This window comes from Mucilaginibacter sp. (assembly GCF_035492695.1).
In the GTDB taxonomy this organism is placed as follows: Bacteria; Bacteroidota; Bacteroidia; order Sphingobacteriales; family Sphingobacteriaceae; genus Mucilaginibacter.
Genome location: NZ_DATJJC010000027.1, coordinates 19,050 through 31,999 on the forward strand (window position 1 = coordinate 19,050; position 12,950 = coordinate 31,999).

The following is a 12,950-nucleotide window of genomic DNA, read 5'->3' on the forward strand; positions in this document are numbered from 1 at the left end:
AATGTCGAAAAGTATATTTCGTAAGAAAACGATAGAGAGAATATTATCCGATGTAGCGAGCGGCTTTGGCGACGGCGAACATTCAGGCGACCCGCATTTAAAAAAAGAACTTCGTGTACGAGACCTGACCCTTATGGGTATAGCCGCCGTAGTTGGGGCTGGAATTTTTTCGACCATTGGCGAAGCATCGTTCCAGGGAGGGCCGGGTGTAAGTATATTATTTGTGATAACCGCAATTACGTGCGGTTTTTCCGCATTATGCTATGCCGAATTTGCAGCGCGCATACCCGTTGCGGGCAGTGCATATACCTACGCTTATGCATCATTTGGCGAACTTATAGCCTGGATCATCGGTTGGGACCTTTTAATGGAATATGCGATCGGGAATATCGCAGTTGCCATATCCTGGAGCGAGTATTTTGTTAATTTGCTTGAAGGGTTTCATATTCGTCTACCCCGGTATGTAACTACTGATTACCTGACTGCCTTTAATGCACATAAAGATATGCTGCAACTTTCGGCCAGCCACCATTTGGCCGATATAACCGACAAGATAAAGATAGATGCAGCCGCCTGGGATACCGCTCCCGGCATCGGCGGCTTAAAATTTATAGCCAATTTACCTGCGCTTGCTATCGTAATTGCTATTACATACCTGGTATATGTCGGCATCCGGGAAACCCGTAAAGCCACCAATGCCATGGTGATTTTGAAAATTGCCATTGTTATAGGTGTGATCCTGATCGGTTTCTTTTATGTAACACCCGCAAACTGGCATCCCTTTATGCCAAATGGTTTTAAGGGTGTGATGAAGGGTGTATCTGGCGTTTTCTTTGCGTATATCGGTTTCGACGCTATATCCACTACAGCCGAAGAGTGTAATAACCCCCAGCGGGATCTTCCGCGCGGGATGATCTACTCACTCATCATTTGTACCGTACTTTATATCCTGATATCGCTGGTGCTTACCGGCATGGTAAGCTATAAGGACCTGCAAGTTGGCGACCCGCTGGCATTTGTATTTGCCAAAGTTGGGCTGCATAACATCAGCTATATCATTTCTATCAGTGCTGTAGTTGCTACGGCCAGCGTATTGCTTATATTCCAGTTAGGGCAACCCCGTATATGGATGAGCATGAGCCGCGATGGTTTGTTGCCTAAAATATTCTCGAAGATACATCCCAAATATCATACGCCGTCCTTCGCTACTATCGTAACCGGGTTTGTTGTTGCTGTGCCGGCATTATTCCTCAATCTCACCATTGTAACCGACCTGACAAGCATAGGTACATTATTTGCTTTTGTGCTGGTTTGCGGCGGGGTATTGTTATTGCCGAAAGAAGGAAAGCATCGCAGGGGCCGGTTTCAGTTACCTTACATCAATTCCAAATGGATAGTACCTGTTCTTTTTATTGCAGCTGTCTATTTTTTCCGTGGTTTTATATTGGATAAATTTACCGGCAGCAATGTTCACGAGAATTTTCCCTTCTTTATTTTTCTGCTCTTATCAGCTGCTTTGGCCGTGACGTCTTTCATTAAGAATCTGTCACTTATACCGGTACTGGGGTTGTTAAGCTGCCTTTACCTGATGACGGAAATGGGTTACACCAATTGGCTTCGCTTTTTGGTTTGGCTGGTAGTGGGTCTCATTATTTATTTCTCCTACAGTTATAAAAATAGCACCATCGCAAAAGAACATACCGCTATAGGCGTTAATGAAAATTGATCATTTGCTAACAGTAATTGATTAATTTAGGCGAGATGCATTTTGGCCTGGTAGATATCATCGGTTTATTAGCTGCTTTTGGCACTACCGTTTCTTTTTTGCCACAGGCCATCAAAACTATTCAAACAAAAGATACATCAGGTATTTCGCTGGCCATGTACGGTTTATTTACGGCGGGAACCATGCTGTGGCTGGCTTATGGTATTATGAGCGGAAGCCTGCCAGTAACGATTGCCAATGCGATCACGATGATATTTGCAAGTATCATCCTGGTGTATAAGATCAGGTACAAATAACCTGTTTTTTATCAGCCGATTTATCGGGTACTAATCGATCCTGTGCAATTCCACCGTCTCCGGGTCGGCCAGCATAAGCGGAACCTTTTCAATTGTAACAAAACTCAGGTCGAGGCCAAAACCCCGCTCCTCGGACAAACTGAAATGTTTAAGCTGCGCATAATATGCCATAATGAACCGCTCGTAAAACGAGAGATGTTGAGACCGGGAAACGATCTTTTCAATAACGACAAACCTGAAATCTCCCACGATCTTATGCCGGTTCAGCGATTTATATTTACTCGTAATATTTACCTCGCCTTTTTTCACTAAATCTTCAACTACTTTGCGGAACAGCAGGTTGATCTGTTGTTCGACCCTGAAGCCAAGCTTAAAATCGATCCGGATAAGTTTATTAGGTACCAGGAAGTCGACCTCGTATTCCCTTTTGTAAGGCTCATCCACTACATCAACGTGCACCAGCCAGTAAACATCGGCCCTTTTTGGCTGTTTTTGAAGGATAGAATAGACGATCTTCGACTCTATTTCTGAGTTGAAATTAGCGCTGGTAAGGTAAACCAGTTGTGAGGCGTATTTGGGTACAGTCTCGTCATCGCTTAGTTCCTTAATAATATTGTAATAGTCTTCTATGGCGATAAACTTTACAAAACGGTTCCTGATCTTACGTGCGATGTGCCATGTCCACATAACAGAGAACAGCACAGCGCCTACCGATAAGGTAAACCAGCCGCCATTGATAAATTTAACCAGGTTACCCGAAAGGAATGTAATTTCGATAGCAAGGTACACGACCAAAAAAGTGACAATGATGTATGTAGGGAACTTCCTTTTCGCAAGAAATTTGGAAACCAATATCGTCGTCATCAGCATGGCTACCGTAATACTCAGTCCATAAGCTGCACCCATGCTTTCGGAATGCTTAAATAGGAGCACTACCCCAATACAGCCCGCGCATAACAGCCAGTTTACGCTGGGCACATACAGTTGGCCTTTCTGTTCGGTAGGATAATTGATCCTGACCTTTGGCCATAAATTCAGTCGCACCGCTTCAGCTATCAGTGTGAATGATCCCGAAATAAGCGCCTGGCTGGCTATAACAGCCGCGATAGTTGCAATGCCGATTCCGTACAACAGGAACCATTGTGGCATAATTTCATAAAAAGGATTATGCAGGTTCAGGTTAATGGTTTTGCCATTACGTTGCAGCAGCCAAACCGCCTGCCCCAGGTAATTAAGTACCAGGCAGGTTTTTACATATATCCAGCTTATCTGGATATTTTTCCGCCCGCAATGACCCAGGTCCGAATACAGCGCTTCTGCCCCGGTTGTACACAGGAAAACGGCGCCCAATATCAAAAATGCGTCGAATGAATGATCTGTTAAAAGATGAATAGCGTAATATGGGTTCAGCGCCTTTATGATAGAAGGCATTTGTATGATAAATGCCATACCGAGTACTCCCATCATTGTGAACCAGATAAACATCATCGGCCCAAAGGCCTTGCCAACAAGCGAGGTGCCAAATTGCTGGATGATGAACAAGCCGGCGATAATGATGATTACCACCGTCATAGTAGGCAAATGGGGATAGTAGCTTGTCAACCCTTCAACCGCTGCCGAAATAGTGATCGGCGGTGTTATGATACCATCAGCAAGTAATGCGCATCCGCCCACCACAGCCGGCACTATAAGCCATTTCGCTTTTCGCCGTACCAGCGAGAAAAGTGAAAAAATGCCACCTTCGCCCTTGTTATCGGCCTGTAACGTTATTACAACGTACTTTAAAGTGGTTTGAAGCGTGAGCGTCCAGAACACGCAGGATACCCCGCCCAGTATTAACGTTTCTGAAATTGGGTTTGTTCCTACTATTTCCTTGAATACATAGAGCGGAGATGTACCTATGTCGCCGTAGATTATACCCAGACTGATCAGTAGCCCAGCGGCTGTCAGTTTGTGAAGATTCTTATGTTGAGACACCTATTATATCTAAATAAAACCTTATAATTACTGTGTAAGCCTAACAATTGGTGGTTAAGCTATTGCCTCTCATAATTATTGCGCAAATATGAACGAATTAAATCTTTTTTTGTTAAATTTTGTTAAAATCTTTTATAATATTAAACCTCTTTGAATTCCTGAGTCCATTATTTATACTTTTGTAGGTGAATTAGCGTATGAGGCAAAAATATACTTATAAGATTTCGTGGATAATAATGGTCGCTTGTGCGGTATCCATAAATTTTGCCTATGCCTTCCAAAAGAGCGATACCACCATTCATTTTTTCAGAGGGAAGATAGGCTCAAGCAAAAGTGCCCCGTCTTACTTTAAAAGCGGTTTGCATTTAACGCTGCCCCCTATCAAGCCGGCTGCCGTTTCAGTTCAAAAAGTAAATGTTGCACGGCCCGACGACAAATTGCTTACCGATGTGCAGGTTTATCCAAACCCGATAACTGACCAGATCAACGTTAAGTGCAATGTTTCGCGCACAAGCCTGGTTACAGTAAAGGTAATGGATGTACTTGGGAACGACCTGATCACCATTGCATCGCAGCGCATATCTTCGGGCGAACAAAATTTTTCCTACCCGTTGAACAACAAACTCCAGAGAGGCTTTTATTTCATCAGGGTTGTTGCCGGTACCGAATCGGTTATCAAAAGGATCTCGGTTTTGTGATCTAATCAAAGAAATTTCGCATTTCATTTGAATTTCGGATTTCGAATGTTCAATTTCGGATTTCGATTAATCCGCTTATGAAAATAATAGCTATCGGCCGTAATTACGCCGAACATGCCAAAGAATTGAACAACCCTGTGCCTGCCGTCCCGGTAATATTTATGAAACCGGATACCGCACTCCTGCGGGAGAATAAACCATTTTATCATCCTGAATTTTCGGAGGATGTTCATCACGAGATCGAGATCGTTCTGAAGGTGTGCAAAGAAGGCAAGCACATCGGCGAAAAATTTGCGGCGAACTACTATGATGAGATCGGGCTGGGTGTGGATTTTACCGCACGGGACATACAGCAAAGGCATAAGGAAAAGGGGTTGCCTTGGGAACTGGCCAAAGCTTTCGACGGTTCGGCGCCGATAAGTAATTTTGTACCAAAATCGCAGTTTTCCGACTTATACGATATTAATTTTAGCCTGAACATCAATGGCCAAACTAGGCAAAAAGGCAATACCAAAGACCTCCTGTTCTCTTTCGAACAGATCATTGTCTTCGTGTCGCAATACATAACCTTGAAAAAAGGGGACCTTATTTTCACCGGAACCCCCGAAGGCGTAGGCAAGGTAAATATCGGCGATCACCTCGAAGCTTATCTTGAAAATGATAAAATGCTTGATTTCTACGTTAAATAAGCATGATAAAAAGATTAGCCGGCCTTTTATTGCTTCTATTAACCCCGTGTTTCAACTGCTTCGCGCAGGACATCGTACAAACTAAACAATACCCAAAAAACTTCTTTCGCTATCCGCTCGACCTGCCACCGAGCACTGCGGGCTCCTTTGGCGAGTTACGGCCAAACCATTTTCATTCGGGTTTGGATTTTAAAACGAACGGGCGCACCGGCTACCCTGTCCACGCTGCGTACGATGGCTATATCTCGCGTTTGCGGGTGCAGTTTGGCGGTTTTGGCAACGCTATCTACATTACCCATCCAAACGGATTTACTACCGTTTATGGGCATATCGAACGCTTTGCGCCTGAACTGGAACAGGCTGTCAGGGCTCAGCAATACCAGCAGCAAAGTTTTGAGGTTGATTTCAATCCCCCGCCCTATCAGTTACAAGTTTGCCAGGGCGATGTCATTGCCTTGTCAGGTAACGCCGGGGCGTCAGAAGGGCCGCACCTGCATTTCGAGATACGCGATACACAAACCGAACAAACCATCAATCCGCAGCTTTTTGGGCTTGTAATTCCTGATAAGGTACCTCCTGCGCTGGGCACTATTTGTGTCTATCATTTAGGCGGAAGGCCCTTTGATGAAAATACGCCAAGGCAATTTTTTGCCGTAACCGGGGCGTCGGGCCATTACCGCCTGGCAAAACCTAAAGTAATTGAAGTGAGCGGAGAAACAGGCTTTGGTATTACGGCAACCGACATGAACAGCACCTCGTTCAATCATAACGGTATTTATTCCGTCGAGCTGAAAGTTGACGGACAAACGGTTTACACTTTTACCGTTGAACGTTTTGCCTTCGACCAAACACACGCCATCAATGCGTATATTGACTATCCGACGTTTCTCAAATCGCGTCGCTTTATACAGAAATGCTTTATTTTACCTGGCAGTAAAATATCGCTTTACCCGCAATCGGTTGATCGCGGTGTCGTTAATTTTGATGATAGCGCAACGCACGATGTTGAATACGTGGTAAAGGACGTAGCCGGTAATATATCCTCGCTTAAGATCAAAGTAAAGTCAAGCCCAGCCAAAGACGAGCAGGAAGCACCTGTTCAAAATCCCTTATTCTTCCATTACGACAAGCAAAACGAATTCACTAACGATAAGGTCCATGTGATCATCCCTCCCGGAAATTTATATGATGATATGGAATTTACTTATTCGGTATTGCCCGGAAAAAAGGGGATGTATTCAGACATACATCGTATTCATAACCGCTTTACACCAATAAACGGAACCTATGAACTTTGGATAAAGCCGGATAATACCATTGGCGACCTGGCGGCAAAAGCGATCATCGTGAATACCGATGGCGTTGTGGAAGGCGGCACCTACAGCGATGGCTACATCAAAGCTGAGGCGCGTACTTTTGGCGATTATTTTATCAAGGTGGATACTACCGCCCCGGCAATTCATCCGCTCAACATTAAAGAGGGTGCAAATATGACACCAATGAGAAAACTCTCCCTCAAGATCAGCGACAACCAATCGGGTGTTAAAAGTTATGTTGGCAAGATCGATGGCAAATGGGTATTAATGGAATGGGATTATAAAACCAAAGTATTAAGCTATAAATTTGACGACGGTTTTGCACATGGCAATCACCAGTTCGAATTGACAGTTACAGATAACAAGGATAATATAGCACATTATACAGCAAACTTTTCGAGATAATATGAGTTCATTAAAAGAAGGCGATAAGGCCCCTAATTTTACGGCAAAGGACCAGGACGGTAACATTGTTTCCCTTTCAGACTATAAAGGCAAAACGGTGATATTGTATTTTTATCCGCAAGACGATACGCCGACGTGTACCAAGGAGGCCTGTAATTTCAGGGATAATTACCAGTCGCTGGTAAGCAAGGGTTTAACAGTTATTGGTGTAAGTTTTGATACCGAAAAAAAACACCAGAAATTCATCAAAAAATATAACCTGCCCTTTCCTTTAATAGCCGATACAGACAAAAAGATAATTGAAAGCTACGGCGTTTGGGGTGAGAAAACACTTTTTGGAAGAAACTATATGGGAACGCTGCGCACCACTTTTATCATTGATAAAAATGGCCTCATAAAACATATTATTAACAAAGTAGACAGCGGGAACGCATCTCAGCAGGTTCTGGACCTGTTGCAGTAAATCAAAAAATAATAATTATTTTCGCCGTAATACAGGCAGACAGACAAAATAATACATGGCGGCACAGGTTGAAGATGCAGAAATATTACGCAAGTTCCAGGACGAAAAAACCCGGAACGAAGCATTTAACCTGCTGCTGAAAAAATATCAGCAAAAACTTTACTGGCACATACGCAGGATGGTGATAGACCATGATGATGCCGACGACATTGTACAGGATACGTTTGTGAAAATATGGAAGAACCTCCCCGGTTTCCGCAGCGACGCACAACTGTACACCTGGATGTACAGGATAGCAACCAACGAGTGCATTACATTCCTGAATAAGAAAAAGCAGCGGAACAATATCCCGCTGGACGATGTAGCTTATGAACTTGCTGATACCCTGGCCGATTCAACTTACTTTAACGGCGATAAGGCGCAATTAAAATTACAGCAGGCAATACTGACGCTGCCCGAAAAGCAGCGGCTTGTATTCAATATGAAATATTATGACGATATGAAATATGAGGAGATGTCTGACGTGTTAGGCACAAGTGTGGGGGCGCTGAAAGCATCGTTCCACCTTGCGGTTAAAAAGATCGAATCATTTTTATTATCAAAGGATTAATTTTTTCATAATTTTTTCATAATTAATATTAAACCTTTTGGCAACGATTTCATCTATATATCGATATGAACAGGGATAGAGGAAATAGGGAATGGCTAAACGATTATATGTCACTTAAACAGGTTAACCCCGAAAACCCGTTTACAGTACCTGAGGGCTATTTTGATAGCCTTAATGAACAGGTATTGTCCAAAATAAAGGTTGAAGAATTAAAAAAAAGTATTCCTGAAACAGGGTTTACCATACCTTCAAATTATTTTGAAGAATTAAGCGGTAATATACAGGCCCGCGTTAATGTGGAAGAAGCTTTAGATAAAGGAACAGCTGCATTTACGGTCCCCGAAGGTTATTTTGATGAATTAACGGGTAATATCCAGGCGCGTATCAGTATAGAGAAAGCGGCGGATAAAGAAACAGCTGGTTTTGCTGTTCCTGAGGGTTACTTTGAAAGCCTGGCCGGCCAAATTGAGAGTCGCGTTTTTGTTGAGGATGCTTTAAGCGAAACCGGGAGTTTCACCGTTCCTGCCGGGTATTTTAATGATCTTACAGAAAACATACTGAATAAAACCACCCTGGAGAAAAAAGAACAGAAGGGTGTTATTATCAGGATGTTCTCGTCGGCCGCGTTCAAATATGCAAGCGCAGCATGCCTTGTATTAGCTCTGGGGGCGACATTGCTTTTAAACCGTAGCAGTAGCCCGGTTGAGGAACATAACAATTCATTTTTGCATAAATCGTTGTCCTCTATATCGGTTGACGATATTCAAAGTTATCTGCAGACACACCTGGATAACGATAATGATAACCGTACCCTGCTTGATGAAAGCAAACAAATTGATGCCAATAATTTAAGTCGCGATTTGCAGGAAGCTTTAGATACCACCAGTCAATAATATGTACAAATCCGGCCGACATATTTTTATAGTGCTATTATTACTGGTTATCGGTTACCAAAGTTTCGGGCAGTTACGCCCGGTTATCCGTCGTCCGCCTAATTTCCAGCAACGGGTTATCAAACAGCAGCAAATAAGCCGTGTGGAGGCCGTTAAAGAAAAGTACATCGCGCGGCGGCTTAGCCTTACTACTGAACAATCGGCCAGGTTTTGGCCGATATACCGCCGTTACCGCGATGCACTTACCGCTGTGCGGGCTAAAAAGCATGCGAATGATCTGCAGCCGGATGGGACCGAACAGATAAACAACGAACTGTTTTACGAAAGCGAGCTGGTTAATATCCGCAAATTTTATACAGACGAGTTTTTGAAAGTGCTACCGCCTGAAAAGGTGAGTGAAATGTTTAAGGCCGAAAAGGAATTTACAAACGAACTCATTCGCCAGCTTCGCGAACGCCAGGCTGTGGGGTCTAACAGTGCTCCACCCAGTTAGTTATACAACTTCGAAAAATAAATTCGAAATTGAACATCCGAAATCCGGTCCATGCTTACCCTTCGACAACTTTTTTTAGCCAATAACGCACAAACTACGGATTTTCCCCTACTGCTCGAATTTGAGCGCGCCGAAGGTGTTTATATGTATGACACCAACGGTAAAGCATATATCGATCTGATATCAGGCATCGGCGTAAGCAACCTCGGCCACAGCAATCCTGTTGTGATCAATGCTATTAAGGAGCAACTGGATAAATACATGCACCTGATGGTGTATGGTGAATATGTGCAAACACCACAGGTCCGCTTCGCAGAAAAACTCGTCTCGCTGCTGCCGGATAATTTAAATTCGGTTTACTTTGTTAATTCCGGCACCGAGGCTGTTGAGGGTGCGTTGAAACTTTCAAAGCGCTATACCGGCAGAAGCCGCATAGTTGCCTGCCACAATTCATATCACGGCAGCACGCACGGCGCCTTAAGTGTGATGGGCAACGAAGAGTATAAGCAAGCCTATCGCCCACTATTGCCCGGGATCGATTTTATCCGTTTCAACGAGCCTGCCGACCTGCAAACGATCACCCAGGAAACTGCTTGTGTGATTATCGAAACAGTACAGGGCGAGGCTGGCATCCGTGTGCCGGATAAAGCCTATATGATGGCTCTTCGTGAACGCTGTACCCAAACCGGGACACTGCTGATAATGGACGAAATACAGGCTGCCCTGGGCCGCACCGGCAAGTTGTTTGCTTTTGAGCATTTCGATATTGTCCCCGATATATTGATGATGGCAAAAGCTCTGGGAGGGGGTATGCCGGTTGGCGCTTTCATATCGTCAAATAACATCATGGGAGCCTTAAAGGAAAATCCCATGCTCGGCCATATTACAACATTTGGGGGCCACCCGGTGTGCTGCGCAGCGGGCCTTGCTGCCCTTGAAGTCTTGCTAATCGACGACCTTATTGCTAAAGTCGGTGCAAAAGAGTCGCTGTTCCGTCAGTTGTTGGTACACCCTTCTATCAGGGAAGTCAGGGGTAAGGGGCTGATGCTGGCTGTAGAATTGGAAAGTTTTGCGTTCAATAAAAAGGTTATCGACCGCTGCATAGAAAACGGCGTTGTGGTCGACTGGTTCCTGCATTGTAGTAATTCGATGAGGATAGCGCCGCCTTTGATCATCACCGAAGATGAGATCAGTAAAGCATGTGGTGTGATATTGGAAGCGATAGAACACTTCAAACCATAGCATATCTCACAAAAAAGCCGGCGACCTTTTAAAGTATACCGGCTTCGAATTTTTATAAGTCAGTTAATTTATCTATTAAAATTAATTAACAACGGTGAAATTAAGATGAAATTCACACCTGACGAATTTACTTCCTAACCACTACCTTAGCGCTGATGATCTTCGATTTCCGTTTAAGAGTATTTTACACCGTAGCGCAGCGGCTCAGCTTTACCAAAGCTGCAGGCGAACTATTTATAACACAGCCTGCTGTTACCAAACATATAAGGGAGTTGGAACACCAGCTGAATACTCAGCTATTTAAACGGAACGGCAACAATATTACGCTAACTACCGCGGGTAAAGTATTACTTCAGTATGCTGAGAAAATATTCCAGACTTATGCTGAAATGGAGACCGAACTGGCCCAGTTGAGTAATATCGAAGCGGGCACTCTACATATAGGCGCCAGCACAACCGTTGCCCAAACCATACTGCCGCGGCTGCTTGCTTTATTCAAAAAAACGTACCCTGCCATTGCCTTTACCTTTACACAGGCCAATACCGACCAGGTTACGCAACAGGTACTTTCCGATAAAATTGATATAGCGATAGTAGAAGGTGCGGCCCATTACCCGCAGATAACCTATACGCCTTTCGCAAAAGACGAGATCGTGCTCGTCACCCGGGCAGGGAACCAACTTGCAAAAAAAGCAGAGATCACACCTAAACAATTGCCTGCTATTCCATTAGTGCTTCGCGAAGCCGGCTCTGGCACCCTGGATGTGATATTTAACGCCATGGCCGGCGTACAGATAAATCCCAAAGACCTGAATATCGAGATACAATTGGAAAGCAGCATTGCTATTAAAGAGTACCTGTTGTATTCCGAAACCGCCACCTTCCTTTCCATACAATCGGTAGTGAGTGAATTAAAGTATAATGAACTGACCGTAATCGACATAAAAGGGCTCGATATTTTCAGAACATTCGAATTTATCCAGCTGCAGGGAAAATACACCAGGCTTACCGAGCTCTTCAAACGTTTCTGTATATCCAATTATAACTTAAAGTAATCCAATATTACTAATTGGCATTAGCATAAGGTTATAGTTATCAGCAATTTTGTATGTCATTATCACATACAAAACATGGAAACCATTACTACTGATATTTGCATTATAGGCGCCGGGCCGGTGGGTTTATTCGCGGTTTTTGAAGCAGGTCTGTTAAAAATGCGTTGTCATCTCATCGACGTTTTGCCACAGGTTGGCGGGCAGCTTTCCGAGATTTATCCGCAAAAACCTATTTATGATATCCCGGGTTGTCCAACGGTGAATGCACAGGGCCTTGTTGATAACCTGATGGAGCAGATCGCGCCGTTTCACCCTACCTTTTCCCTCGGCGAACGGGTGGAGCAATTGCACCAACTGGATGATGATTCTTTCATCATTCAAACAAACGAGGGTACCGAAGTGCATTGCAAATCGGTGGTAATAGCCGGCGGTTTAGGTTGTTTTGAGCCGCGCAAGCCTGCTATCGACCGTTTGGAAGAATTTGAAGGAAAGGGCGTTGCTTATATGATCCGTAACCCCGAAGCCTACCGTAACAAACGTGTTGTGTTATCTGGTGGCGGCGATTCCGCCCTTGACTGGACCATCTTTTTGGCTGATATAGCCTCAGAAATAACGCTGGTACACCGTGGCGACACTTTTAGAGGTGCACCAGATTCGGCCGATAAAGTTTTTGAGCTGGCTGCGGGCGGGCGCATCAACCTGGTATTACAATCGCACATAACGGGCATAAACGGCAATGGGCATCTGCAGGAAATACATATCATCGATCATGATAAAAACGAGGCGGTCATAGAGGCTGATCATTTGATACCATTGTACGGCCTCACCCCAAAACTTGGCCCCATAGCCGATTGGGGACTGAATATCGACAAGTCGGCTATTGAGGTTAATACCTTCGACTATTCGACTAACGTACCGGGAATTTACGCCATCGGCGATATCAACACCTATCCGGGTAAACTGAAGCTGATCCTATGCGGTTTCCACGAAGCTGCACTGATGGCCCAAAGTGCCTTTAAACATGTCTACCCCGAGCAAAAATTAAGCTTTAAATACACCACTGTTTATGGCGTAACCGCCTTTTGAT

Annotated in this window: 13 protein-coding genes; 12 read left to right on the top strand and 1 reads right to left on the bottom strand. The window is 44.2% G+C overall.

What is annotated here, in order from left to right:
- Position 1 precedes the first annotated feature (1 nt).
- Both VL525_RS16395 and VL525_RS16400 read left to right on the top strand, forming a co-directional pair.
- Positions 2-1,726, top strand: coding sequence for an amino acid permease (locus VL525_RS16395; RefSeq protein WP_325388122.1), 1,725 nt, complete (start codon positions 2-4; stop codon positions 1,724-1,726).
- A gap of 35 nt (positions 1,727-1,761) precedes the next feature.
- The gene (locus tag VL525_RS16400; RefSeq protein WP_325388123.1) at positions 1,762-2,022 is read left to right on the top strand and encodes a SemiSWEET transporter; all 261 of its coding nucleotides are present in this window, start codon (positions 1,762-1,764) and stop codon (positions 2,020-2,022) included.
- 30 nt (positions 2,023-2,052) lie between these two features.
- On the opposite strand, the gene VL525_RS16405 is transcribed toward VL525_RS16400, so the two are convergent.
- Positions 2,053-3,999, bottom strand: coding sequence for a KUP/HAK/KT family potassium transporter (locus VL525_RS16405; protein WP_325388124.1), 1,947 nt, complete (start codon positions 3,997-3,999; stop codon positions 2,053-2,055).
- Positions 4,000-4,196: 197 nt separating this feature from the next.
- Between VL525_RS16405 and VL525_RS16410 the strand changes: the two genes are divergently transcribed.
- From VL525_RS16410 to VL525_RS16455, 10 genes are all read left to right on the top strand, one after another.
- Positions 4,197-4,697, top strand: a complete 501-nt coding sequence (locus tag VL525_RS16410; protein ID WP_325388125.1) for a T9SS type A sorting domain-containing protein — start codon at positions 4,197-4,199, stop codon at positions 4,695-4,697.
- A gap of 77 nt (positions 4,698-4,774) precedes the next feature.
- Positions 4,775-5,386 carry a fumarylacetoacetate hydrolase family protein gene (locus VL525_RS16415; protein WP_325388126.1) on the top strand — a complete coding sequence of 204 codons (612 nt, stop codon included), beginning with the start codon at positions 4,775-4,777 and terminating at the stop codon, positions 5,384-5,386.
- Between the two features lie 2 nt (positions 5,387-5,388).
- Positions 5,389-7,107: a M23 family metallopeptidase gene (locus VL525_RS16420; protein ID WP_325388127.1), complete on the top strand. Its 1,719-nt coding sequence runs from the start codon at positions 5,389-5,391 to the stop codon at positions 7,105-7,107.
- Position 7,108: 1 nt separating this feature from the next.
- Positions 7,109-7,570: a thioredoxin-dependent thiol peroxidase gene (bcp, locus tag VL525_RS16425; protein ID WP_325388128.1), complete on the top strand. Its 462-nt coding sequence runs from the start codon at positions 7,109-7,111 to the stop codon at positions 7,568-7,570.
- Between the two features lie 55 nt (positions 7,571-7,625).
- Entirely contained in the window at positions 7,626-8,180 is a 555-nt protein-coding gene (locus VL525_RS16430; RefSeq protein ID WP_325388129.1) for an RNA polymerase sigma factor, read from the top strand.
- A gap of 107 nt (positions 8,181-8,287) precedes the next feature.
- A complete protein-coding gene (locus VL525_RS16435; RefSeq protein WP_325388130.1) occupies positions 8,288-9,073 on the top strand; it encodes a hypothetical protein in 786 nt (261 codons plus the stop codon).
- 1 nt (position 9,074) lies between these two features.
- Complete coding sequence (locus VL525_RS16440) at positions 9,075-9,566, top strand: hypothetical protein (protein WP_325388131.1); 492 nt, start codon at positions 9,075-9,077, stop codon at positions 9,564-9,566.
- A 51-nt stretch (positions 9,567-9,617) separates the two neighbouring features.
- Positions 9,618-10,808, top strand: coding sequence for an aspartate aminotransferase family protein (locus VL525_RS16445; RefSeq protein ID WP_325388132.1), 1,191 nt, complete (start codon positions 9,618-9,620; stop codon positions 10,806-10,808).
- Positions 10,809-10,963: 155 nt separating this feature from the next.
- Positions 10,964-11,863 (top strand): LysR substrate-binding domain-containing protein, encoded by a 900-nt coding sequence (locus tag VL525_RS16450; protein WP_325388133.1) that lies wholly within the window; start codon positions 10,964-10,966, stop codon positions 11,861-11,863.
- A 75-nt stretch (positions 11,864-11,938) separates the two neighbouring features.
- Positions 11,939-12,949: an NAD(P)/FAD-dependent oxidoreductase gene (locus VL525_RS16455; protein WP_325388134.1), complete on the top strand. Its 1,011-nt coding sequence runs from the start codon at positions 11,939-11,941 to the stop codon at positions 12,947-12,949.
- The last annotated feature ends 1 nt before the right edge of the window (position 12,950 follow it).

Coding starts and splice junctions, on each gene's coding strand:
- VL525_RS16420 (WP_325388127.1), top strand. CDS start 5,389: ATGATAAAAAGATTAGCCGGCCTTTTATTGCTTCTATTAACCCCGTGT.
- VL525_RS16455 (WP_325388134.1), top strand. CDS start 11,939: ATGGAAACCATTACTACTGATATTTGCATTATAGGCGCCGGGCCGGTG.
- VL525_RS16445 (WP_325388132.1), top strand. CDS start 9,618: ATGCTTACCCTTCGACAACTTTTTTTAGCCAATAACGCACAAACTACG.
- VL525_RS16410 (WP_325388125.1), top strand. CDS start 4,197: ATGAGGCAAAAATATACTTATAAGATTTCGTGGATAATAATGGTCGCT.
- VL525_RS16400 (WP_325388123.1), top strand. CDS start 1,762: ATGCATTTTGGCCTGGTAGATATCATCGGTTTATTAGCTGCTTTTGGC.
- VL525_RS16440 (WP_325388131.1), top strand. CDS start 9,075: ATGTACAAATCCGGCCGACATATTTTTATAGTGCTATTATTACTGGTT.
- VL525_RS16435 (WP_325388130.1), top strand. CDS start 8,288: ATGTCACTTAAACAGGTTAACCCCGAAAACCCGTTTACAGTACCTGAG.
- VL525_RS16415 (WP_325388126.1), top strand. CDS start 4,775: ATGAAAATAATAGCTATCGGCCGTAATTACGCCGAACATGCCAAAGAA.
- VL525_RS16430 (WP_325388129.1), top strand. CDS start 7,626: ATGGCGGCACAGGTTGAAGATGCAGAAATATTACGCAAGTTCCAGGAC.
- VL525_RS16450 (WP_325388133.1), top strand. CDS start 10,964: ATGATCTTCGATTTCCGTTTAAGAGTATTTTACACCGTAGCGCAGCGG.
- VL525_RS16395 (WP_325388122.1), top strand. CDS start 2: ATGTCGAAAAGTATATTTCGTAAGAAAACGATAGAGAGAATATTATCC.
- bcp (WP_325388128.1), top strand. CDS start 7,109: ATGAGTTCATTAAAAGAAGGCGATAAGGCCCCTAATTTTACGGCAAAG.